Source organism: Pseudolysinimonas sp. (genome assembly GCF_039912695.1).
Classification (GTDB): Bacteria; Actinomycetota; Actinomycetes; order Actinomycetales; family Microbacteriaceae; genus Pseudolysinimonas_A.
The window spans coordinates 313,945-335,568 of the sequence record NZ_JBDSPJ010000022.1; the positions used below are offsets into that span (position 1 = coordinate 313,945).

The following is a 21,624-nucleotide window of genomic DNA, read 5'->3' on the forward strand; positions in this document are numbered from 1 at the left end:
TCGAAGAACCTCCGTCTTCGACAGTAAGCGCGGCATCTGAACGGCTGCTGAAGCACTCCTGAGGATCAGCCTGCCATCGGTGTCGACGTCGGGACAGTCACGACCGACGACTCGGTCGGGATGACGAGCCAGGCGACCAGGTAGAAGATCACCTGCGGGCCGGGGAGCAGGATCGAGGCGACCGCGAGCACGCGGACGAGGGTGACATCCCACCCAAAACGCTGGGCAAGGGCGGCGCACACGCCACCGAGGACGCGACCTGAACGGGGACGACGAAGTTCACTCATGTCACTTAGCCTGCGGTGAACGGGCTAGCTACGACAGGGGGCTATCCCCCGATTCGACGGCGCCAACTGTTTGGAGTGGGCTCGTCGGTTCGAGCGGATTCGCGATCTCGTCGCGTCGCATCCGGAATGCCACGATCGTCACGACCGCGAGTACCGCAGGGATGACGCCCGCGGCAAGGAACGCCCATTCGAACCCGATGGCCTCGCCGATCGGCCCGGCGATGGCCATCGAGACCGGCATCAGCGCGAGCGACACGAAGAAGTCGAGACTCGAGACCCGGCCGAGCATCGCGGGCGGAACGCGTCGTTGCAGCAGGGTTCCCCAGATCACGCCGCCGACCGCGAAACCGGCCCCGACCACAAACAGCAGTGCGGCCATCAGCCATAGCTGGTTCGTGATGCCGATCACGACGAGCGGCAACGTCGAGAGACCCCATGCCACATTCATCGTCGTGAGATACCGACGCGGCAACTTGTTCGACGCGACGATGAGGGATGCGATCGCGCCGCCCGCGCCATATGCGGCGAGCACGATCGCGTAAGCACCCGCACCTCCGCCCGTCTGTCCGGTGACGGCGAAGGGCAGCAAAACTTCAATCGGCCCCAGCACGACGAGCACCCAGAGGCAGGCGAACAGCAGGGTTCCAAACAACCAGGGGGTGCGCACCATGTACGACATCCCGTCGCGGATATCGACGAGGAGAGCCGCCACCGGGTGCTGTCCAGCATCGGCACTGATATCGCGGCGCACCGGAGTGGTATGCAGGAACAGCAGCGCGGCGACGGCGATCAGTTGCACGCAGGCGACGACCCCGAAGGCCAGAGCGGGCGACCAGGCGGCAATCAGGATGCTGGCCAGCAGGGGTCCGGCGGCCTGGACGACGACGGGACGCAGGGTGCCTTCCAGCCCGTTGGCCGGCAGCAGGTCGTCGGCGGGCAGGATCGACGGCAGCAGGGCCGAGTACGCAGGGTAGAAGAAACCGTCGACGATACCGAGCGCGAGGGAAATGACGGCGAGCTGCCAGATCTCGACGGTGCCGGTGAGGCCGAGCACCGCCGCCGCCGCGAAGCCGACAACCTTGGTCGCTTCGCAGACGATCAGGATGCGTTTCTGCGGCACCCGGTCGGCGACCGCCCCTGCGATGAGTACGGCAGCTACCAACCCGAGGGCGTTGAGCGCGGCGACGAAGGACAGGTCGCTCGGGGACCCACCCAAGGCCTTCACCTGAAAGACCAGCGAGACGATCCAGGTGCCCGCGCCGAGCATCGAGATCACGAGAGCTGTGGTCAGGATGCGGTACTGCCGGGTTCGGAACGGATGCAACGCCCGCGGGAGCCTCACCGCCATCTGAACCACCGAGCCACGCCGCCACGCTACCGGGTGCGTCCGGTACACGCAGGGTTAGGCTGGTCGGCACAATGAGGGCCCTGAGCGAGGCGGAGATCCGCGCGGCGCTGGTCAATGCCGCCCCGGGCGAAGCCGAGCGGATGCCGATGCCGGGACTGCACGAGGTCGTCTGGGCCGACCGCGAATACCTCGGCTGGCGCGATCCCGGCGCTCCCCACCGCGGGTACCTCGTCTTCTGGCGCGGGGAGGTGGCGATCGGCATCGCGGTGCGCGCATCGGAGGTACGGCTGCGACCCGGATCGGCGATCTGTTCGATGTGCACGACCACCCAACCCGCCAGTCAAGTCACCATGTTCAGCGCCTCTCGCGCGGGGGATGCGGGTCGTGCCGGAAACAGCGTTGGCACCTATATCTGCGCCGACCTGGCCTGCTCGCTGCTGATCCGCATCGCGCCGCCCTCGTTTGCCGGGCAACCCGATGCCGCGCAGGTTGTTGCCGAACGCGCGGCGGGACTCATCGCCCGGGTCGACGCATTCGCCGAACGCGTGCTCGCGTCGGCCTAAGCCCGACCGTCGCTGTGCGAACGCAGCGCGTCAACCGCGGCGCGCAGAGTACGTCGCTGCGCAACCTCGATCGCGACTCCGGGACGGTCGCCGGCGAGCGCGACGAAGATGGGTGCGACGTGCTCGACGTAGCCCACCACGAGTCCGGAGACGACGACCTCGATCAGCCCGTCGGGCCGCAATCGTGTCGTGACGCGGGTGACGAGGTCGAGACTGGAGGCGAGTTCTGCCAGCCAGTCCGACGTTTCGACCGACTTGGCAGGCTCAATGGGGGTGTTGCGAACCGACGATCGCTCGTTCATTCCCATCGCTCCTCCGTGCCGCCAGAGTATCCCCGAGCGGGGGAAGACGGGTGGGAGTGCTCTGTGAATTCAGGCCCGAAGGTTCTCGACGGACGCCAGGATCGGTGGCAGCACCTTGCGCATGTAGGGCGCCCACGCGAACCGCACAATTGCGCCGACGACGAGCCCCCATCCGGTGCGCGCCGTGTAGGAGTACCGCCACACGATCGACGTGCCTCCGTTGACGCTCGTGAACCGCCACTCCGATTCCGCCCAGGCGACCAGCGTGCCAAAAAGTCCCGTGAAGTCGGTTAAGCGGTAGCCGAACACGTCGGGCGAGTTGACTACGGTCAGCGTTTCGATAACCGTGCTTCGGTCAGACAGCACCAACTGGCGGCTCTGGCCGACCGCATCCCACGCCCCGGTCTGGTCGCGCACCGCGACAACGGCGGGCAGCACGCCATCCTTCGGGTAGAACCGGGTCGGATCGTGGGTCGTGATATTCGGGAACGCGCGCTCGATCCCCATCGCGACAAACCCAGATGCGGAAGCGGATCGCGTTCTCATGGGAGAGATTCGACGCCGATCGCGTTTCGGGTGGGTGATTGAGACGAGGAGTTAGTCGAAAGCCTCGTTGACGTGGAACGGCAGGATCAGGGCGAGCGAGATAGCTCCGAGACCACCGAGGAAGGCGACGCTGCGCCACCAGTCGGGCAGGTCGAAGGCGTAGCCCAGGAGGGCGAGGCCGCCGACGAAGAGGACGATCGAGACCAGGAACGCGAACATCTTCATGCGCTCATGCTACCGGCGAGATCGGCAACGACCGCGGGAAGTGCGACGCACAGGTCGAGGATCGTGAAAGGTCCCCCGGCCGATGCTCGACGGGCGGCCTCGCCGTGGATCCAGGCCGCCGCCGCCGCGTAGGGTGCGAGGTCGGTTGCATCCGAGTGGGTGGCCAGCAACGCCCCCAGGATGCCGGCGAGCGCGTCGCCCGCGCCAGCCGTCGCAAGCCACGGCGTCGCGTTGCGAACCCGCAGGATGGCGCCGTCGGCGGACGCCACCAAAGTCTGCGCTCCCTTCAGCAATACCGTCGCGGCGAACGCTTCGGCGGCGCGAACCGCTGCTCCCTCCCGGTCGGCCTCGACCTCGGCTCGGGACATCTCGAGCAGCGCGGCAAGTTCGCCCGCGTGGGGCGTCATCACGATCGGCCCGGCGACCTTCGGCCAGAGGTCGAGTGCGCCGGCATCCAGAACTGTCGGAACGACCTGGGCCAACGCGTTTTCGAGCACCAGGGTGGTGAGTTCGTCACGTTGGGCGGAATCCTGCCCTGACCCCAGCACCCAGGCCTGCACCCGCCCGTCGACCGTCACAGCCTCGGGGCGTCGCTGGAGGATGAGACGCGTCGCGCGTCCGGGACCGAGGTAGCGCACCATCCCGACCCCCGTATGCAGAGCGGCTTCGACCCCGAGTACCGCGGCGCCCGGGTAGTGTGCCGACCCGGTCACGAACCCGAGCACCCCGCGGGAGTACTTGTCGGAGTCGTCGTCGGGGATCGCGATACAGGGTGCGGCGTCGTGGCGACCGAACAGGTGGTACTCAGCAGGCAGGCTCACGGGTTCAACGATAGGTTGACGCGGTGACTTCGCTCTTCGATCCGCTTGAACTTCGTGCTGTGCACATCCGCAACCGCATCTGGGTGCCAGCGATGTGCCAGTACACGGTCGAAGCGAAGGACGGCATCCCGACCGACTGGCATCTCGTGCACCTCGGGTCGTTCGCCCGCGGCGGCGCGGGACTGATCGTCGCTGAAGCCACCGGCGTCGTTGCCGAAGGGCGCATCTCGCCGCACGACACCGGCATCTGGAACGACGCTCAGGTAGAGGGCTGGAAGCGGGTCACCGATTTCGCGCACACCCAGGGGGCGGTGATCGGCCTACAGCTCGCGCACGCCGGGCGGAAGGCATCCGTCTACCCAGAGTGGGGTACCTCGTCGCGCGGAACGATCCCGATCTCGGAGGGCGGCTGGACGACGGTGTCGGCGTCGGCGATCGCGTTCGGCGACTACGACCCGCCGCGCGCAATGACGACCGACGAGATTCAGGATGTCGTGGCTGCGTTCGCCGCCGGAGCTCGCCGAGCGATTGACGCGGGCTTCGATCTCGTCGAGATCCATGCCGCGCACGGCTACCTCGTGCACCAGTTCTTGTCGCCCCTCTCGAATCACCGCACCGATTCGTACGGCGGATCTCTCGAGAATCGTGCGCGCTTCCTGCTCGAGATCGTGCGTGCCGTGTCTGCAGAACTCGGGCCCGACATCCCGGTGCTGGTGCGGTTCTCGGCGACCGACTACGCCGAAGGCGGCTGGGACGAGCAGCAGACCGCGGTGGTCGCGGGATGGTGCCGCGACGCGGGGGTCGACCTGTTCGACATCTCGACGGGCGGGCTGGTGACCGGGGTGACAATCCCGTCAGGTCCTGGATACCAGGTGCCGTTTGCGCAGTACATTCGCACCGAGGCCGGGGTGCCGGTCAACGCGGTGGGTCGCATCACCGAGGCGCGGCAGGCCGCCGACATCGTCGAGTCGGGTCAGGCGGATGCCGTCATGATCGGCCGCGAGGCTCTTCGTGATCCGCACTTTGCCCTGCACGCTGCGATCGAACTCGGCGTCGAGCTGGACTACTGGCCACCGCAGTACCTCAGGGCGCGCGCCCCGCTCTGAGACTCAACGCCGCTCTCTAACGTCCGCGGCGCGTGGCATCCTGCACTTCACCGACGAGGGTCTCGATGATGTCTTCGAGGAACAGCACGCCGTGCGTGACACCGTGCTCGTCGAACACCCGCGCGATGTGCGCCTCGGACCGGCGCATCTGGGCGAGGGCATCCTCGAGTTCGGCATCGCGGTACACCGAGATCAACTGGCGAATCCGTTTCGGCGGAACCGGCACATCCAGTTCGTCGTCGCGGAGGTCGATGACGTCCTTGAGATGCACGTAGCCGGTCGGTTCGCCCGCTTCATCGATGAGCACATACCGGCTGAAACCGTGCTGGGCAACCGCGTGCTCGACGTCGCCCGGGGTGCCGTCTTCGGGGAGGGTGATCAGTTGCGCGCTGGGCACCGCGACATCCCGAACCAGCTTCGAGGTGAACTCAAAAGCGTTGTTCAGGGCACCGGTGGTGTCGCTGAACATCCCTTCTCGCGTCGAGGTACGGATCATCGTCTGCACCTCGTCGGCCGTGAAGGCGCTCGTTGCTTCCGACTTCGGCTGAACGCGCAGCAACCGCAGGATGCCGTGGGCCGCAGCGTTGAGCACCAGGATGATCGGCCGGAAGACTGTCGCGACGGCGACCAGGGGGGTGGCGAGAATCAGGACTGCGCGTTCGGGCACCGCGAAGGAGAGGTTCTTCGGCACCATCTCGCCGAACACAACGTGCAGGAACGACACCAGCACGAGCGTCACCCCGAATGCGATTCCGCCGATGACCTCCTCGGGCCAGTGCGTCAAGGCCAGGGGGATCTCGAGCAGATGGTGGATGGCTGGCTCGGACACGTTCAGGATCAGCAGCGAACAGATCGTGATCCCGAGCTGGCTGGTCGCGAGCATCAGGTTCGCGTGCTCCATCGCCCAGAGCGCGGTCTTCGCGGCGCGGGATCCGTTCTCTGCCCGAGGCTCGATCTGAGAGCGGCGCGCGGTGATGACGGCGAAAGAAGCCGCAACGAAGAACGCATTGCCGAGGAGCAGGATGAAGAGCCAGAGAATCCCCCAGCCGTCGACCGTTCCTGCGGTCTCGGCGGCCGTCACGGCGGCGGCCGCGGTCGAGGTGAACGCGATCACGGCTTCACCCCCGCGGCAGGGTCGGCTTCCTGGGGCGTGAAGCGGATGCGGTCGATGCGACGGCCGTCCATCCGCTCGACGCGGAAGATGCCTTCCGCGAGATCAACCGTGTCGCCCACTTGAGCAACCCGCCCGAGCTCGGCCATCATCCAGCCGGCGACAGTTTCGTAGGGACCGTCTTCGGGCACGACGACGTTGGCGCGATCGGCCAACTCGTCGGGGCGCAGCGCGCCGGGGAAGGTGAGCCAGTCACGGCTGCGCACCACGTCGGCACGAGACCTGTCGTGCTCGTCGGAGACCTCGCCGACGAGTTCTTCGACGAGGTCTTCGAGTGTCGTGACGCCGGCCGTTCCGCCGTACTCGTCCACGACGACAGCCATCTGGAATCCACGTCCGCGCAGCTCGGCGAGGAGCACATCCAATTTCATCGTCTCGGGCACCCGCAGCGCCTCTGACTGCAGAGCCATGACGGGCACGTCGGCCCGTCGTTCGCGGGGCACTGCGACAGCCTGTTTGAGGTGCACCAGCCCCGTGATGTCGTCGACGTCCTCGTCGAACACCGGAAACCGCGAGTACCCGGTCGCTCGCGCCAGTGCGATGACGGCGGCCGCGCTGTCGGTGCGCGAGATGCCCGAGATCTTCGGGCGAGGAGTCATGACGTCGGCGGCGGTGTGTTCCGAAAACGCGAGGGTTCGGGCGAGCAGGGTCGCTGTGCCTTGGTTGAGCGCCCCCTCACGCGCCGAGCGACGAACCAGACTGACCAGTTCGTCGGCAGTTCGCGCAGCCGAGATCTCTTCGCGCGGCTCGATGCCGATCGCGCGCAAGATGGCGTTCGCCGACCCGTTGAGCCCGAGAACGAACGGTCGGAACACCGTGGTGAACGCGATCTGGAACGGGATCACGATTTTCCCGATACGCAGCGGCACCGCGAGACCGAGATTCTGAGGAACCAGCTCGCCGATGATCATCGACACCACCGTGGCGATCGCCAGCGCGACCACGTAGGCAACAGGTCCGATGGCACCGCTCGGAGTTCCGATCGCGGTGAGGGGTGGGGTCAGGAGGGACGAGAGCGCGGGTTCGAGGGTGAACCCGGCGAGGAGTGTGGTCAGAGTGATGCCGAGTTGCGCACTCGAGAGATGGGTCGAGGTGACCTTGAGTGCTCGGATGATCGCGCCGAGGCCGCGCTCGCCCCGCTCCTCGCGCGCCTCAAGGTCGGAACGCTCGAGGTTGACCAGCGAGAACTCGCTCGCCACGAACACGCCGGTGCCGACGGTCAGCACGAGGCCGACGATCAGCAGGATCACATCCGTACTCATCGAGTGACGTCAATCGTCGAGATTCGGTGGGACGGAGGATCGTCCATCGCGGGCGTTACGTCTCCTTCGCGGCCGCTTTGGCCGCCTTCTTGAACTCCCGCACCTTGGTGAGGGATGAAGGGTCAACGATATCGGCAACCGACCGATAACTGCCGGTGTCGCCATAGTGGCCCGCGGCATCCTGCCACACGGTCGCGGTCAGCCCGTACTGCTTGCCCAGTAGTGCGAGGAAGATTTTCGCCTTCTGCTCCCCGAAGCCCGGCAGTGCGGTGAGGCGGGTCAGGATGGTGGCCCCATCGGGTTGCCCGTCGGTCCAGAGGCGTTCGGCCTTGCCGCCCCAGTCGGCGACGATCGCCGCGCACAGCGCCTGGGTGCGGTCAGCCATGGAGCCGGGGAACCGGTGGACGGCGGGTGGTTGCTTGAAGACGGCGGCGAACTTCTCGGGATCGGCGTCCGCGATTTTCGCTGCGTCGATGGTGCCGAACCTGTCGTGGATCTTGGCCGGGCCGGCGAAAGCCGTCTCCATCGGAACCTGCTGGTCGAGCAGCATCCCGATCAGCAGCGCGAGCGGCTTGTCAGAGAGCAACGTGTCGGCGCTGGCGTCGCCCGTAATGTGCAGCTCAGGCATGTCAGGAGCTTACGGTGCCACTCTCAGCGATCGGCGGCCCAGTCGGTGACCGTCGAGTGAACGTCGATGAGGTTGATCGCGAGCATCCCGTGTCGTCCCTCGGCTTCGAGGAGGGAGAGGCATTCCTGCGCGGCCTCCTCAGTATCGAAGGCGCCGAGTTGCGCGATCGCGCGGTCTTCCTCGTCGACAATTTCGACGGCGAAGACCAGACGGGATGTCGTCACCATGTGACCGGGAGGGCCTTTCTCGAATGAGGACACGCCCGACGATCGACGCGGTGAGGGAAATCGGAGTCGGTCAAGACTCCGCTTCGGCGAACGACAGGCTCTCGCGAATAATGTCGATGACAATCCCGAGTTCCGCTTCATCACGTGGGCCGTAGATCAGGAACTCGGTTCCGAACTCGGCGTACTGATGCGGGACGGCCCAGCCCAATTGGACCAGCTCCGCACCACGTTCAGACGGCAGAACGAGATGGACCGACGTGTCGTGAACACCGTGGAGATGCACCGGCTCGAGTCGGTCGCCCGGGGCGAGCGAGCGCTCAGGCGACAACTCCTCGATGCGCTGGGTGAGAAAGACAGCCCGACTCGACGCTGGACTCACTTGGCTGTGGCCTTCTTCGACACCTGGCAACTCGAACACTGCCGCGACCAGACGACCCCAGAACTCAGGCGGCGACTGCTGGTCAAGCTGTCTCTGCGGGCCCTCGCGGGAAAGCGTCGGCCCGTTGCCGCTGCGTGCACTCGCCCCCACCGTCACCACTGTCACCACGATACGGGGAGAGCCTTGCCCTCTTCATACCCGGCCGCAGACTGGAAACCGACAACCGCCCTCTCGTGGAACTCGGGTACCGTGGCCGCGCCGGCGTAGGTGAACGACGACCGCACCCCCGAGGTGATCATGTCGAGCAGATCTTCTACCGACGGCCGCATCGGGTCGAGGTAGATCTTCGACGACGAGATCCCTTCGGCGAAGAGTTCCTTGCGCGCGAGTTCGTAGGGATCGAGGTCACCGAACCGGGCGTGCACAGCTTTCGTGGATGCCATCCCCCAGCTCTGTTTGAACACCCGCCCGTCGGAGTCGGTCTCGATCTCGCCCGGGGACTCGAGGGTGCCCGCGAACCAGGATCCGACCATCACCGATGACGCCCCGGCGGCGAGCGCGAGCGCAACGTCCCGCGGATAGCGCACCCCGCCATCCGCCCAGACCTTCGCACCAAGTTCCAGGGCGGCCGAGGTCGTCTCGAGCACCGCCGAGAATTGAGGACGCCCGACGGCGGTCATCATGCGGGTCGTACACATTGCGCCCGGTCCGACGCCGACTTTCAGAATGCCGGCCCCGGCCGAGACGAGATCGCGCACCCCGTCGGCGGTCACGATGTTGCCGGCCACGATCGGGATGCCGAGGTCGAGTTCACGCACGGCGGTGAGGGCGCGCAGCATCCCCTCCTGGTGACCGTGTGCGGTGTCGAGCACGAGCACGTCGACTCCCGCGTCGGCGAGCGCCTGCGCGTGGACGGCGACGTCGCGGTTGATGCCGACCGCGGCCGCCACCCGAAGTCGTCCCGAGGCGTCGATGGCAGGACGGTAGATCGTGCCGCGGAGGGCGCCGGTGCGGGTCACCGAACCGGCGGCCGCTCCACCGACGACGACGTTGGCGCGATCGACATCCCCCGCTACCAGCGCATCGAACGCGGCGCGAGGGTTTTCGGCGGTGACCGACGGGAGCCCCTCGACCGTGGCATCCCAGAGCGGCGATTGCTGCTTGACGAACGAGATCGCGGCGATCAGGTCGTCGACACCGAGGTCTTGCGGCAGAACGCCGAGACCTCCGCGACGGGCGAGCGCGGCAGCCAACCGCGGCCCGGTCACCGAATTCATGTTGGCCGAAACGATCGGGATGGTGGCCCCGGTTGCGTCATCCGGAGTGAGGTCGACATCGAGTCGGCTCGTCACACCGGAGCGGCTCGGAACGAGGAACACGTCGGAGTACGTCAGATCGTGGGCAGGAAGGGGACCGGTGAACCGCATGCCGCCAACGCTATCCGGCTAGTCGGCCTAAGCTAGAGCGGCTTCATACGCCACCACATCTACCAAAACCACGACACACGAGAGTGGGCGGTCTGCAGTGTCGAGCCCCGTACCCGGGATCACATCAGAAGACGAATTCGGAGCCAACGAATGGCTCGTCGACGAGATGTACGAGAGGTACCTCGTTGACAAGAATTCGGTCGACCAGAGCTGGTGGCCGGTGCTCGAGCAGCGCCGCACCGCGGTTGCCCCGGTCGTCGAGAGCTTCGCGCCGGCACCTGACGCCGCTGCACCTGAAGCGCCGGTCGTTGAGGCACCCGCGGCTGAGGCACCCGCGGCCGAGGTCGCGACAACCGTCCCTGTCGCGACGGTGCCGCCGACCGGCAGCACTCCCGTCGCTCGCACCACCTCAGCGCCCGCGAAACGGCAGCCGATTCCCGCCGAGGCACCTCAAGCGGCAGCCCCATCCGACGCGCCTGCTGAAGAAGATGTCGTCACGCCGCTGCGCGGGATGCAGAAGACCCTCGCGACCAACATGGATGCGAGCCTCACCGTTCCGACGGCGACGAGCGTGCGCACCATCCCGGCGAAGCTGATGATCGATAACCGCATCGTCATCAACAACCATCTGCGCCGTGCGCGCGGTGGCAAGGTCTCGTTCACGCACCTGATCGCCTGGGCGATGGTGCAGACGATCAACGACTTCCCGAGCCAGAACGTGTTCTACGACGAACCCGACGGCAAGCCGAGCGTCGTCGTGCCTGCGCACACCAACCTCGGCATCGCCATCGATCTGCCGAAGCCGGACGGCACGCGCTCACTTCTCGTTCCGGCGATCAAGCGCGCCGACACCATGACCTTCGCCGACTTCCTTGCGGCGTACGAAGACGTCGTCGCCCGGGCCCGCGCCAACAAACTGACCGCGGATGACTTCGCCGGCACCACGATCTCGCTCACCAACCCGGGCGGCATTGGCACCGAGCACTCGGTTCCGCGTCTGATGAAGGGCCAGGGCTCGATCATCGGTGCTGGCGCGTTGGAGTATCCGGCCGCCTTCCAGGGGTCGAGCGAAAAGGCGCTGGCCGAATTCGGCATCGGCAAAACCATCACCCTGACGAGCACCTACGACCACCGAGTGATCCAGGGCGCCGGGTCAGGCGAGTTCCTCAAGATGGTGCACGAACTGCTGATCGGGCAGCGCGGCTTCTACGAGGGAATCTTCGCGTCGCTGCGCATCCCGTACGACCCGATTCACTGGGCCGAAGACATCAGCGTCGACCTGTCAGAACGCGTCTCGAAGACCTCACGCGTGCAAGAGCTGATCAACTCGTTCCGGGTGCGCGGCCACCTGATGGCCGACATTGATCCGCTCGAGTATGTGCAACGTTCGCACCCCGACCTCGAGCTCGCCAACCACGGCCTCACCTTCTGGGACCTCGACCGCGAGTTCGTCGTTGGCGGTTTCGCGGGACGACGCAATGCGCTGCTTCGCGACGTGCTCGGCGTGCTGCGCGACTCGTACTGCCGCACCGTCGGCATCGAGTACATGCACATCCAAGATCCCGAGGAACGCGCCTGGTTCCAGGAGCGCCTCGAGCAGAAGTACCAGAAGCCGACCAAAGAAGAGCAGCTGCGCATCCTCGGCAAGCTCAACGAAGCCGAGGCTTTCGAAACCTTCCTGCAGACCAAGTACGTCGGACAGAAGCGGTTCAGTCTTGAGGGCGGCGAGTCGACGATCGCGCTGCTCGACGAGATTCTGCAGGGCGCCAGCGAGGCCGGCCTCGAAGAAGTTGCCATCGGCATGGCCCACCGTGGCCGACTCAACGTTCTCACGAACATTGCCGGCAAGACCTACGGCCAGATCTTCCGCGAGTTCGAAGGCACGCAAGACCCGAAGACGGTTCAGGGCTCGGGCGACGTGAAGTATCACCTCGGAACCGAAGGCACCTTCACCTCAGGATCCGGCAAAGAGATCTCGGTCTACATCGCCGCCAACCCCTCGCACCTCGAAGCCGTCAACGGCGTTCTCGAGGGCATCGTGCGCGCGAAGCAGGATCGCACCGATGACGGCCGCTCCGGAGTGCTGCCGATCCTCGTGCATGGCGACGCTTCGATGGCCGGCCAAGGGATCGTGTACGAGCAGTTGCAAATGTCGCAACTGCGGGCGTACAAGACCGGCGGCACCCTGCACGTCGTCATCAACAACCAGGTGGGATTCACCACGCCGCCCTCCGAGGGTCGGTCGTCGGTGTACGCATCGGATGTTGCGAAGACAGTGCAGTCGCCGATCTTCCACGTGAACGGCGACGATCCTGAAGCCGTCGTGCGGGTCGCAGAAATTGCCTTCGCCTATCGCGAAAAGTTCAAGCGGGATGTCGTCATCGACTTGATCTGCTACCGCCGTCGCGGGCACAACGAGGGCGACGACCCGTCGATGACCCAGCCGTTGATGACCAACCTCATCGAGGCCAAACGCAGCGTGCGCACCCTCTACACCGAGGCACTCGTCGGTCGTGGCGACATCACGCAGGAAGAGTTCGAGGCGGCCCACAAGGACTTCCAGGACCGCCTGGAGCGCGCCTTCGCCGAGACCCACGCCGCGCAGACCGGCACGATCCAGGTGGTCACGACCGATCAGCAGCCGGTCGCCGACCTCGAGCGACCGGAGTCGCAGCAGGATGACGCCGCGGGCGAACCCGCCACCACGGGTGTCGCCCAGTCGCTCGTCGAGCTCATCGGTGACGCGCACGACAACCTGCCCGAAGGTTTCACGGTGCACCCGAAGCTGCGGCAGTTGCTCAACAAGCGGGTAGAGATGAGCCGCAGCGGTCTGATCGACTGGGGCTTTGGCGAACTGCTCGCGCTGGGCTCGCTGCTCGTCGAGGGCACCCCGGTGCGGATGGTCGGCCAGGACGCGCGGCGGGGCACCTTCGTGTCTCGGCACGCGGTATTCCACGACCGCGAGAACGGTCAGGAGTGGCTGCCGCTGGCGAACCTCTCTGACACGCAGGCAAGGTTCTGGATCTACGACTCCCTGCTGTCGGAGTTCGCCGCGCTCGGTTTCGAGTACGGCTACTCGGTCGAACGCGCCGACGCGCTCGTGCTCTGGGAGGCCCAGTTCGGCGACTTCGTCGACGGGGCGCAGACCATCACCGACACCTTCATCTCGAGCGCCGAGCAAAAATGGGGTCAGCGCTCCTCCGTCGTGCTGCTGCTGCCGCACGGGTACGAGGGTCAGGGGCCCGACCATTCATCGGCCCGCATCGAACGTTTCCTGCAGATGTGCGCCGAGAACAACATGACCGTGGCTCGACCCTCGACCCCCGCGTCGTACTTCCATCTGCTGCGCCGTCAGGCGTACTCGCGGCCACGTCGTCCGCTCATCGTTTTCACGCCGAAGTCGATGCTGCGCCTGCGCGGAGCAACCAGCGAGGTGGCCGACTTCACGTCGGGCAAGTTCGAGCCGGTGCTCGATGACGCTCGCATTGCCGACCCGAACGCCGTGAAGAGGGTGCTGCTGCACGCCGGCAAACTCCACTACGACCTGTTGGCAGAACTCGAGAAGCGGGATGACGCGGGCTCGTTCGCGCTCGTGCGCCTCGAGCAGTACTACCCGCTGCCCGACGCCGAGGTGAATGCCGTGGTCGCGCGCTACCCGAATGCTCAGCTGGTCTGGGTTCAGGAAGAACCCGAGAACCAGGGCGCCTGGCCGTTCGTGAACATGGAGCTCGCCCCGCGACTGCGGGACCGCACGATTTCAGTCATCTCACGGCGGGCAGCCGCGGCTCCCGCGACGGGATCGTCGAAGCGTTCCGCAGCCGAACAGACCGACCTGATTGCGCGGGCTTTCACCCTCTAAGTCGTGCGACCCGGTTAGTCGAGACCCGTTAGTCGAGACCCGTTAGTCGAGCGAAGCGAGAATCGCTTGGCGAAGTTCTTCGGGAGCGGTCTCCTGGCACGCCTTCTGCATCTTGAGGGTGAGGGTCAGCCCGACGAGGTGCTCCCCCGTGCAGTCGTCGCAATTCGCGAGGTGATCGCTGACATCCTGGAACTCCTGAGGCTGCAGCTCACGGTGCAGGTACTCCTCGAGTTCAGCCTTGGCTTTGTCGCAGCCGCAGTCGGTCATTTCGCGCTCCTGGGGGTGGGAGTGGGAACCGGGATGCCGCGGTCGCGGGCGTAGTCCGCGAGCAGATCGCGCAACAGTCGGCGGCCACGGTGCAGTCGACTCATGACGGTTCCAACGGGGGTCTTCATGATGTCGGCGATCTCTTGATACGAGAAGCCTTCGACGTCGGCGAAGTACACCGCGAGCCGGAAGTCTTCCGGGATCGACTGGAGTGCCGCCTTGACGTCGCTGTCGGGCAGGTGATCGATGGCTTCTGCCTCGGCCGACCGCGTCGAACGACCCTGGGTGAGCGACTCTGCTCCGCCCAACTGCCAGTCCTCGAGGTCGTCGATCGTGCCTTGGTAAGGGCCACGCTGGTTCTTGCGGTAGGTGTTGATGAACGTGTTGGTCAGGATGCGGTAGAGCCACGCTTTGAGGTTCGTGCCCTGCTCAAAGGACCCGAACGCCGCGTACGCCTTCGCGTAGGTCTCCTGCACGAGGTCGCCGGCATCCGCCGGGTTGCGCGTCATCCGGATCGCAGCACCGTACAGCTGGTCCATAAAGACCAGGGCCTGCCCTTCGAACAACGTCCGCAGTTCAGCCGTCGGCTGCTTCTTGCGAATCGGTGCAGTGTCGCTCATCGCCGTTGAGTCTACGGGTGTGCCCGCACGAGGACGTTCGAGCAGGGCTGCGGGCATACCCTAGACAACCGATGGATGTGCAGCGATATTCCACCCCTGAGAACGGGATCGGCACGGGCGCGCCCGGGGCCAGCACCGTCGCCCCCTGGATCGCGCCCGTTGCTGCGGGTCCGCTCGACGCGACACTTCGGTTGCCGGGCTCGAAGAGTCTCACCAATCGCGAACTGGTGCTCGCCGCGCTCGCCGCCGGCCCTGGCACGTTGCACGCTCCCCTGCACTCCCGCGATAGCGCCCTGATGATTGCCGGGTTGCGTGCGCTTGGGGTGGGAATCGACGAGACCGAGAACATCACCGAGTACGGTCCCGACCTGCGGGTGACTCCCGCACCCCTGGTCGGTGGCAGGTCGATCGACTGTGGTCTGGCCGGAACCGTGATGCGCTTCCTTCCGCCGGTCGCGGCGCTCGCCAACGGTCCGGTCGAGTTCGACGGCGACGAGTCGGCGCGCCGTCGGCCGATGTCGGCGATGATCGGGGCGCTGCGCGATCTCGGCATCGAAACCGACGACAACGGCCGCGGAGGGATGCCGTTCACCCTCCACGGGACCGGAACTGTCGCCGGGGGCGAAGTCTCGATCGACGCGTCGGCGTCGAGCCAGTTCGTTTCGGGTCTCTTGCTGGCTGCCGCCCGCTTCGAACGCGGGTTGGTGTTGCGGCACACCGGCGAGCGCCTGCCGAGCCTGCCGCACATCGAAATGACGATCACGTGCCTTCAGCAGCGCGGCGTCGAGGTGAAGACGCCCACTCCGGGTACCTGGGTCGTCGAGCACCAGGCGATTCGCGCACTCGATGTGTCGATCGAGCCTGATCTCTCGAACGCCGCACCCTTTCTTGTCGCAGCCCTGATCTCAGGAGGCACTGTCGCCGTCGAGGGCTGGCCGCGCGCGACGACCCAGGTGGGCGCGATGCTCGCCGACCTGCTGCCTCGGTATGGCGCGCGGGTGTCGTGGCGCGGCGACGCGCTCGTCGTCGACGGCGGTATCGGAATTCGCGGTGGCGCCGAGATCCCGGGACTCGACCTCGACCTGTCGGCCGGCGGCGAACTGGCCCCGGCGATCGTGGCGCTCGCGGCCCTGGCTAGCACCCCGAGCCGGATTATCGGCATCGGGCACTTGCGCGGTCACGAGACCGACAGGCTCGCCGCCCTCGCAACCGAGATCGTCTCCCTCGGCGGACAGGTAACCGAATTGGATGACGGCCTCCTCATCGAGCCCCGACCGTTGCACGGCGGCCGGTGGCACGCGTACGAAGACCACCGGATGGCCACCGCCGGCGCAATCCTCGGACTCGCGGTGCCGGGCGTCAAGGTCGACGACATCGCGACCACCGCGAAGACGCTTCCGCAGTTCGCCGAGCTCTGGGCTGTGACGACGAAGGCCATCGCCGCCTCGTGAGCTGGCTGCCGCCCGACGAGGACGACGAAGGCTTCGAAGCCTGGGACGAATCCGACGTTCACGTGCGCCCGAATCCGAAGGGCAATAAGCCGCGCAGCAAGCAGCGTCCCGAGCATGTCGATGCCGTTGACGCCCGGGTGCTCTCGGTCGACCGGGGCCGGTACACCGTGCTGGTGGACGAAGACGGGCCCGAAGAACGCACTGTGACGGCAACCCGTGCCCGCGAGTTGCGCAAGCAGGCGATCGTCACGGGCGACCGCGTGGATGTCGTCGGCGATTCCACCGGCGACGAGGGCAGTCTCGCTCGGATCGTGCGCATCAGTCCGCGGGTGACGCTGCTGCGCCGCAGCGCCGATGATTCCGACCAGATCGAGCGCATCATCGTCGCCAACGCCGACCAGTTGCTCATCGTGATCGCGGCCGCGAACCCTGAGCCTCGTCCGCGACTCGTCGACCGGTACCTGGTTGCCGCCTACGACGCCGGCGTCGCTCCGCTGATCGTGATCACGAAGACGGATCTCGCCGACCCGGAACCGTTCCTGGCCAACTTCGCGGCCCTCGACATCCCGATCTTTCGATCGGCTCAGGATGCTTTCCCGCTCGCCGAACTCGAACCGGCCCTCGCCGGGCACACCACGGTCGCCGTCGGGCACTCGGGAGTTGGCAAGTCGACACTCGTGAACGCCCTGGTGCCGGGGACCGACCGCGCGGTCGGGGTTGTCAACGCGACGACAGGTCGCGGGCGCCACACCTCGTCGTCGACGGTCAGCCTCAGAGTTCCCACCGGGGGGTGGATTATCGACACCCCGGGGATTCGCTCGTTCGGCTTGGGCCACGTGAATCCCGACAACATCCTGAAGGCGTTCTCCGACCTCGCGGTTGTCGCCGCGGACTGCCCGCGCGGGTGCACCCACCTGCCCGACGCCCCCGACTGCGAGCTCAACGCCGCCGTCGCCGACGGCCGGCTCCCCGCCGCACGTGTCGACTCCCTGCAGCGCCTGCTGACGACTCTCGCCGGGTAGCGCGGAGTAGGTAGCCTGGCGGCGTGACCTTCACCCTCGCCGACGACCTCGCGGTCGCCCTCGTGCTCGCTCACGAAGCCGACCTCATCTCGATCGACCGCTACCGCGCTCAAGACCTCGATGTGCAACTCAAGCCCGACCGCACGCAGGTCACGGATGCCGACACGCGCGTCGAACACGTCATCCGCCAGCATCTGGCCGAGGCGCGACCTGAGGATGCCATTTTGGGCGAGGAGTTCGGCGCCGGCACTACCGCCCATGACACGGGGCGACGGTGGATCATCGACCCGATCGACGGAACCAGCAATTTCGTGCGCGGCGTTCCGATTTGGGGTGCGTTGATTTCGCTCGCGATTGACGGCATCCCGCAGGTCGGGGTGGTCAGCATCCCCGCGATGGGGAAACGCTGGTGGGCGGCAACCGGCCACGGCGCGTGGGCGCAGGAGGGCGAGGGCGAGGCGCGCCGAATCTCGGTCAGCGCAATCGACGACCTCAGCGACGCGACGATCTCGTACAACAGCCTCAAGCACTGGGACCAGGCGGGCCGCCTCGACCAACTGATCGACCTGAGCCGCGCCGTGCGGCGGACGCGGGCATTCGGCGACCTGTGGCCGTACATGTTGCTCGCTGAGGGCGCGATCGACATCGTCGCCGAGTTCGACCTGAAACCGTGGGACATCGCCGCGCTCGTGCCGATCGTGCGCGAAGCCGGCGGGCGGTTCACGGATGCCGACGGCGGCGAAGCGCTGCACACCGGTTCCGCTGTCGCCACCAACGGGCCGCTGCACGACGAGCTGCTGCAACGCCTCACCACCTGACTATGCTGACGCTGTGACCCGCGCCCCCCGGCAGATACGCGGACTGCGCCTTCTGGCCGCAGCGGCGGTGCTGGGTGCGGGGCTCAGCGGGTGCAGCGTGCTGGACACCCTCTCGGCAGGCTCAAGCGTCCAGCCGCCCGGGGTCTTTACTCTCGCCATCGGTGACTGTCTCGAAGACGCCACCGTCGGTGACGAGGTCACCAGCGTGCCGATCGTTGCCTGCACTCAAGAACACGACTCGGAAGTCTTCGCGAGCAGTCAGGTCACCGACAGCGCTTTTCCCGGGTCCTCAACGCTCGACGCCGACCTTCACACCTTCTGCGGCGGCGACGTCTTTACCCGTTTCGTCGGGGTGTCGTATGCCGACTCCAGCCTAGAAACTCGTGGCTACTACCCCACCGTTGAGAGCTGGGCGAGCGGCGACCGAGAGTTGCTGTGCACGATCTACGACCCCGCCGGCCGCACGACCGGATCACTGGCGGGCGCCGTCAGGTAGCTCAGCGCGCGGTAGGCCAGTCGCGTGAGGCCGGGCCGGTGTACAACTGCTGCGGTCGACCGATCTTGGTGGCCGGGTCGGTTGCCGCCTCGCGCCAGTGCGCGATCCAGCCGGGCAGTCGACCGATCGCGAACAGCACCGTGAAAGTGCGAGCCGGGAAGCCCATCGCCTTGTAGATGACGCCGGTGTAGAAATCGACGTTCGGGTACAACTTGCGCTCGATGAAGTAGTCGTCGGCGAGCGCCGCTTCTTCGAGTTCTTTCGCGATGTCAAGCAGCGGGTCCTTGACACCCAGGTCGGCGAGTACCTCGTCGGCGCTCTCCTTGACAAGTTTGGCGCGCGGGTCAAAGTTCTTGTACACGCGGTGGCCAAAGCCCATCAGCTTGACGCCGTCTTCCTTGCTCTTCACCCGCTCGATGAACTTCTGCACGCTCTCGCCGGACTCCTGAATCCGAAGCAGCATCTTGAGCACCGCTTCGTTGGCGCCACCGTGCAGCGGGCCGTACAGGGCGTTGATGCCGGCCGAGATCGACGCGAAGATGTTGGCTTCGGTCGAACCCACGAGCCGCACAGTCGCGGTCGAAGCGTTCTGTTCGTGGTCTTCATGCAAGATCAGGAGGCGTTCGAGCGCATTCACCAAGACCGGGTTGATCTGGTAGGTCTCGGCCATGTTGCCGAAGTTGAGCTTGAGGAAGTTTTCGACGAACGACAGCGAGTTGTCGGGGTAGAGGAACGCCTGGCCGAGCGACTTTTTGTGAGCGTAGGCGGCGATGACCGGCAGCTTCGCGAGAAGGCGGATGGTGTTGATCTCGACCATCTCGGGGTTGTGCGGGTCGAGATCATCCTCGTAGTAGGTCGAGAGAGCAGAGACAGCTGAGGAGAGCACCGACATCGGATGCGCGGTGTGCGGCAGCGCCGAGAAGAAGGTCTTCAGGTCTTCGTGCAGCAGCGTGTGATGGCGGATGCGGTTTTCGAAATCAGTGAGTTCGGAAGGCGTCGGCAGTTCGCCGTAAATCAGCAGCCACGCCGTCTCGAGGTAGGTGGAGTTTCGGGCCAGATCTTCGATCGCGTAGCCGCGATACCGCAGGATGCCGGCATCCCCGTCGATGTAGGTGATGGCGCTCTTGGTCGAGGCCGTGTTCACGAAGCCTTGGTCGAGGGTCGAAAGACCCGTGTCGCGCATGAACGTCGAGATGTCGACGCTGTCGCGACCTTCGACAGCGTGACGCACGGGAAACTCCGTGGTCGCGCCGCCATAAGAGAACGTGGCCGTGTCTGGCCGCTCGGAATCGTTCACCCCTACAGCCTAGGGCCCGCTTCCGGCGACAGTGATGAGCGCCAGGATGCAGCGGGTTCAGTTGGAGGATGCCGCCAAACGTGCGGCGGCGGCGGCCACGCGATTATCCGTCGCGGTCAGGGAAATGCGCACATGATCGCGTCCGGCCTCCCCGTAGAAGGTGCCGGGGGTCACCAGGATTCCGAGGTCGGCGAGCGTTGCGACCGTCGTCCAGGCGTCCTCCCCGCGGGTCACCCAGAGGTAGAGCCCGGCGCGGCTTGAGTCGATCCGAAAACCTGCGGTGGTGAGCGCGGCGGCGAGGATGGCCCGCCTGCCCGCATAGCGTGCCTTCTGCGCGGCGACGTGGGCGTCGTCGCCCAGGGCAACCGTCATCGCGTGCTGCACCGGGGCCGGGGGGATGAGGCCCGCGTGTTTGCGAACCTCAAGCAGCTCCCCCACTAGGTCACTGCAGCCGGCGATGAAGCCCGCCCGATAGCCCGCCAGGTTGGAGCTCTTCGACAGCGAATGCACCGCAAGGGTGAGCCGTCTCGACCCTTGAGTGACTGCGGGATCGAGGATCGACGGGGTCGGCTCGTCACCCTCCCAGTTGAGGTCGGCGTAGCACTCGTCGTTCGCAATGACGGCACCGAGTTCGCGAGCCCGCACGACGGCACGGCGCAGAAACTCGAGCCCGTGAACGCGGCCGTCGGGATTGCCCGGGCTGTTAAGCCAGACCAGTTTCGTGGATGACGGCCACTCGTCGGGCTCATCCGAGACGAGAACGTCGGCGCCGACGATCGCCGCACCCACCGCGTAGGTCGGATAGGCGAGGGAAGGCTGCACGACGACATCGCCGGGGCCGAGCCCGAGGAGGGTCGGCAGAAGGGCGATGAACTCCTTCGAGCCGATCGCCGGCAGGGTGTTGTCGATCCCGACCTCGATCCCCCGACGCGCGTGCCAGTCGACAATCGCCTGCCGAAGTTCGGGACTGCCGGAGGTCTGCGGATACCCGGGTGACCCGGTCGCTGCCGCGAGCGCTTCGGCGACGATGGTCGGCACCGGGTCGATCGGTGACCCGATCGCGAGGTCGACAATGCCATCCGGATGCGTGCCCGCGGTCGCTCGATACGGAAGAAGTGAGTCCCACGGGAAGTCGGGAAGGTCCAGCGCCACGACGGTCGGTCGCCTGGGTGTCAGTGCTCTTGGGGCGGCAGAACCGCGATCACCGGATGATCACCGGGCAGTACGCCGACCTTCGCGGCGCCGCCGGGAGAGCCGATCTCCGCGAAGAATTCGACGTTGGCCGTGTAATAGTCCGACCACTTGCTCGGCAGATCGTCTTCGTAGTAGATCGCCTCGACCGGGCACACCGGTTCGCAGGCTCCGCAGTCGACGCATTCGTCGGGCTGGATGTACAGCATCCGGTCGCCCTCATAAATGCAGTCGACGGGACACTCGTCGATGCAGGCGCGGTCTTTGAGATCCACGCACGGGAGGGCGATCACGTACGTCACTTGCCCAGT

The 21,624-nt window shown here is 66.2% G+C and carries 24 protein-coding genes; 7 read left to right on the top strand and 17 right to left on the bottom strand.

Features of this window, described 5'->3' with window-relative positions; all coding sequences use genetic code 11:
- Positions 1–65: 65 nt before the first annotated feature.
- The gene (locus ABIR17_RS09860) at positions 66–287 is read right to left on the bottom strand and encodes a PspC domain-containing protein (RefSeq protein WP_348004201.1); all 222 of its coding nucleotides are present in this window, start codon (positions 285–287) and stop codon (positions 66–68) included.
- A 28-nt stretch (positions 288–315) separates the two neighbouring features.
- A complete protein-coding gene (locus ABIR17_RS09865) occupies positions 316–1,635 on the bottom strand; it encodes an MFS transporter (RefSeq protein ID WP_348004308.1) in 1,320 nt (439 codons plus the stop codon).
- 71 nt (positions 1,636–1,706) lie between these two features.
- On the opposite strand from ABIR17_RS09865, the gene ABIR17_RS09870 reads away from it, so the two are divergent.
- Complete coding sequence (locus ABIR17_RS09870) at positions 1,707–2,198, top strand: FBP domain-containing protein (protein ID WP_348004202.1); 492 nt, start codon at positions 1,707–1,709, stop codon at positions 2,196–2,198.
- On the opposite strand, the gene ABIR17_RS09875 is transcribed toward ABIR17_RS09870, so the two are convergent.
- The 4 genes from ABIR17_RS09875 to ABIR17_RS09890 form a co-directional block, all read right to left on the bottom strand.
- Complete coding sequence (locus tag ABIR17_RS09875) at positions 2,195–2,506, bottom strand: hypothetical protein (protein ID WP_348004203.1); 312 nt, start codon at positions 2,504–2,506, stop codon at positions 2,195–2,197. The two genes, ABIR17_RS09870 and ABIR17_RS09875, sit on opposite strands and share 4 nt — an antisense overlap.
- 63 nt (positions 2,507–2,569) lie before the next feature.
- The gene (locus tag ABIR17_RS09880; protein ID WP_348004204.1) at positions 2,570–3,046 is read right to left on the bottom strand and encodes an SRPBCC family protein; all 477 of its coding nucleotides are present in this window, start codon (positions 3,044–3,046) and stop codon (positions 2,570–2,572) included.
- Between the two features lie 51 nt (positions 3,047–3,097).
- A complete protein-coding gene (locus ABIR17_RS09885) occupies positions 3,098–3,271 on the bottom strand; it encodes a hypothetical protein (RefSeq protein WP_348004205.1) in 174 nt (57 codons plus the stop codon).
- Positions 3,268–4,092, bottom strand: coding sequence for an ADP/ATP-dependent (S)-NAD(P)H-hydrate dehydratase (locus ABIR17_RS09890; RefSeq protein WP_348004206.1), 825 nt, complete (start codon positions 4,090–4,092; stop codon positions 3,268–3,270). The genes ABIR17_RS09885 and ABIR17_RS09890 overlap by 4 nt, the downstream gene beginning before the upstream one ends.
- A 23-nt stretch (positions 4,093–4,115) precedes the next feature.
- Between ABIR17_RS09890 and ABIR17_RS09895 the strand changes: the two genes are divergently transcribed.
- Positions 4,116–5,198 carry an NADH:flavin oxidoreductase/NADH oxidase gene (locus tag ABIR17_RS09895; protein ID WP_348004207.1) on the top strand — a complete coding sequence of 361 codons (1,083 nt, stop codon included), beginning with the start codon at positions 4,116–4,118 and terminating at the stop codon, positions 5,196–5,198.
- A 16-nt stretch (positions 5,199–5,214) separates the two neighbouring features.
- Here the strand turns inward: ABIR17_RS09895 and ABIR17_RS09900 are convergent, their stop codons facing one another.
- The 6 genes from ABIR17_RS09900 to ABIR17_RS09925 are packed head-to-tail and all read right to left on the bottom strand — an operon-like array spanning position 5,215 to position 10,292.
- Positions 5,215–6,279 (bottom strand): hemolysin family protein, encoded by a 1,065-nt coding sequence (locus tag ABIR17_RS09900; RefSeq protein ID WP_348004309.1) that lies wholly within the window; start codon positions 6,277–6,279, stop codon positions 5,215–5,217.
- A gap of 29 nt (positions 6,280–6,308) precedes the next feature.
- Entirely contained in the window at positions 6,309–7,631 is a 1,323-nt protein-coding gene (locus tag ABIR17_RS09905; protein ID WP_348004208.1) for a hemolysin family protein, read from the bottom strand.
- Positions 7,632–7,686: 55 nt separating this feature from the next.
- The gene (locus tag ABIR17_RS09910) at positions 7,687–8,259 is read right to left on the bottom strand and encodes an HhH-GPD-type base excision DNA repair protein (protein WP_348004209.1); all 573 of its coding nucleotides are present in this window, start codon (positions 8,257–8,259) and stop codon (positions 7,687–7,689) included.
- A 23-nt stretch (positions 8,260–8,282) separates the two neighbouring features.
- Complete coding sequence (locus tag ABIR17_RS09915) at positions 8,283–8,519, bottom strand: hypothetical protein (RefSeq protein ID WP_348004210.1); 237 nt, start codon at positions 8,517–8,519, stop codon at positions 8,283–8,285.
- A 37-nt stretch (positions 8,520–8,556) separates the two neighbouring features.
- Positions 8,557–9,024: a hypothetical protein gene (locus tag ABIR17_RS09920; RefSeq protein WP_348004211.1), complete on the bottom strand. Its 468-nt coding sequence runs from the start codon at positions 9,022–9,024 to the stop codon at positions 8,557–8,559.
- 2 nt (positions 9,025–9,026) lie between these two features.
- Positions 9,027–10,292, bottom strand: a complete 1,266-nt coding sequence (locus ABIR17_RS09925; RefSeq protein WP_348004212.1) for an IMP dehydrogenase — start codon at positions 10,290–10,292, stop codon at positions 9,027–9,029.
- Positions 10,293–10,389: 97 nt separating this feature from the next.
- Here ABIR17_RS09925 and ABIR17_RS09930 point away from each other — a divergent pair, with 97 nt between their 5' ends.
- Positions 10,390–14,151: a multifunctional oxoglutarate decarboxylase/oxoglutarate dehydrogenase thiamine pyrophosphate-binding subunit/dihydrolipoyllysine-residue succinyltransferase subunit gene (locus ABIR17_RS09930; RefSeq protein WP_348004213.1), complete on the top strand. Its 3,762-nt coding sequence runs from the start codon at positions 10,390–10,392 to the stop codon at positions 14,149–14,151.
- A 42-nt stretch (positions 14,152–14,193) separates the two neighbouring features.
- On the opposite strand, the gene ABIR17_RS09935 is transcribed toward ABIR17_RS09930, so the two are convergent.
- The gene (locus ABIR17_RS09935; protein WP_348004214.1) at positions 14,194–14,418 is read right to left on the bottom strand and encodes an alpha-ketoglutarate decarboxylase; all 225 of its coding nucleotides are present in this window, start codon (positions 14,416–14,418) and stop codon (positions 14,194–14,196) included.
- Positions 14,415–15,038, bottom strand: coding sequence for a sigma-70 family RNA polymerase sigma factor (locus tag ABIR17_RS09940; RefSeq protein ID WP_348004215.1), 624 nt, complete (start codon positions 15,036–15,038; stop codon positions 14,415–14,417). Before ABIR17_RS09940 ends, ABIR17_RS09935 begins: the two co-directional genes overlap by 4 nt.
- Before the next feature lie 71 nt (positions 15,039–15,109).
- Between ABIR17_RS09940 and aroA the strand changes: the two genes are divergently transcribed.
- Genes aroA through ABIR17_RS09960 form a run of 4 tightly spaced genes read left to right on the top strand, consistent with a single transcriptional unit; the run spans position 15,110 to position 18,825 of the window.
- Positions 15,110–16,489, top strand: coding sequence for a 3-phosphoshikimate 1-carboxyvinyltransferase (aroA, locus tag ABIR17_RS09945; RefSeq protein ID WP_348004216.1), 1,380 nt, complete (start codon positions 15,110–15,112; stop codon positions 16,487–16,489).
- The gene (rsgA, locus tag ABIR17_RS09950) at positions 16,486–17,511 is read left to right on the top strand and encodes a ribosome small subunit-dependent GTPase A (RefSeq protein ID WP_348004217.1); all 1,026 of its coding nucleotides are present in this window, start codon (positions 16,486–16,488) and stop codon (positions 17,509–17,511) included. Before aroA ends, rsgA begins: the two co-directional genes overlap by 4 nt.
- Positions 17,512–17,534: 23 nt before the next feature.
- The gene (gene hisN / locus ABIR17_RS09955) at positions 17,535–18,329 is read left to right on the top strand and encodes a histidinol-phosphatase (protein ID WP_348004218.1); all 795 of its coding nucleotides are present in this window, start codon (positions 17,535–17,537) and stop codon (positions 18,327–18,329) included.
- Positions 18,330–18,342: 13 nt separating this feature from the next.
- On the top strand, positions 18,343–18,825 hold the full coding sequence (locus ABIR17_RS09960; RefSeq protein ID WP_348004219.1) for a septum formation family protein: 483 nt from the start codon (positions 18,343–18,345) through the stop codon (positions 18,823–18,825).
- Between the two features lies 1 nt (position 18,826).
- Here the strand turns inward: ABIR17_RS09960 and ABIR17_RS09965 are convergent, their stop codons facing one another.
- From ABIR17_RS09965 to fdxA, 3 genes are read right to left on the bottom strand one after another with little or no spacing between them, the layout of a single operon-like run.
- Positions 18,827–20,122, bottom strand: coding sequence for a citrate synthase (locus ABIR17_RS09965; protein WP_348004220.1), 1,296 nt, complete (start codon positions 20,120–20,122; stop codon positions 18,827–18,829).
- 57 nt (positions 20,123–20,179) lie between these two features.
- Complete coding sequence (gene dapC, locus ABIR17_RS09970; protein WP_348004221.1) at positions 20,180–21,274, bottom strand: succinyldiaminopimelate transaminase; 1,095 nt, start codon at positions 21,272–21,274, stop codon at positions 20,180–20,182.
- Positions 21,275–21,294: 20 nt separating this feature from the next.
- Positions 21,295–21,615: a ferredoxin gene (gene fdxA, locus ABIR17_RS09975; RefSeq protein WP_348004222.1), complete on the bottom strand. Its 321-nt coding sequence runs from the start codon at positions 21,613–21,615 to the stop codon at positions 21,295–21,297.
- Between the last annotated feature and the right edge of the window lie 9 nt (positions 21,616–21,624).

Bases quoted from the DNA above. Each gene is read 5' to 3' on its own strand.
- ABIR17_RS09860 (WP_348004201.1), bottom strand. From the start codon at position 287: ATGAGTGAACTTCGTCGTCCCCGTTCAGGTCGCGTCCTCGGTGGCGTG.
- ABIR17_RS09865 (WP_348004308.1), bottom strand. From the start codon at position 1,635: ATGGCGGTGAGGCTCCCGCGGGCGTTGCATCCGTTCCGAACCCGGCAG.
- ABIR17_RS09870 (WP_348004202.1), top strand. From the start codon at position 1,707: ATGAGGGCCCTGAGCGAGGCGGAGATCCGCGCGGCGCTGGTCAATGCC.
- ABIR17_RS09875 (WP_348004203.1), bottom strand. From the start codon at position 2,506: ATGGGAATGAACGAGCGATCGTCGGTTCGCAACACCCCCATTGAGCCT.
- ABIR17_RS09880 (WP_348004204.1), bottom strand. From the start codon at position 3,046: ATGAGAACGCGATCCGCTTCCGCATCTGGGTTTGTCGCGATGGGGATC.
- ABIR17_RS09885 (WP_348004205.1), bottom strand. From the start codon at position 3,271: ATGAAGATGTTCGCGTTCCTGGTCTCGATCGTCCTCTTCGTCGGCGGC.
- ABIR17_RS09905 (WP_348004208.1), bottom strand. From the start codon at position 7,631: ATGAGTACGGATGTGATCCTGCTGATCGTCGGCCTCGTGCTGACCGTC.
- ABIR17_RS09910 (WP_348004209.1), bottom strand. From the start codon at position 8,259: ATGCCTGAGCTGCACATTACGGGCGACGCCAGCGCCGACACGTTGCTC.
- ABIR17_RS09925 (WP_348004212.1), bottom strand. From the start codon at position 10,292: ATGCGGTTCACCGGTCCCCTTCCTGCCCACGATCTGACGTACTCCGAC.
- ABIR17_RS09935 (WP_348004214.1), bottom strand. From the start codon at position 14,418: ATGACCGACTGCGGCTGCGACAAAGCCAAGGCTGAACTCGAGGAGTAC.
- ABIR17_RS09940 (WP_348004215.1), bottom strand. From the start codon at position 15,038: ATGAGCGACACTGCACCGATTCGCAAGAAGCAGCCGACGGCTGAACTG.
- aroA (WP_348004216.1), top strand. From the start codon at position 15,110: ATGGATGTGCAGCGATATTCCACCCCTGAGAACGGGATCGGCACGGGC.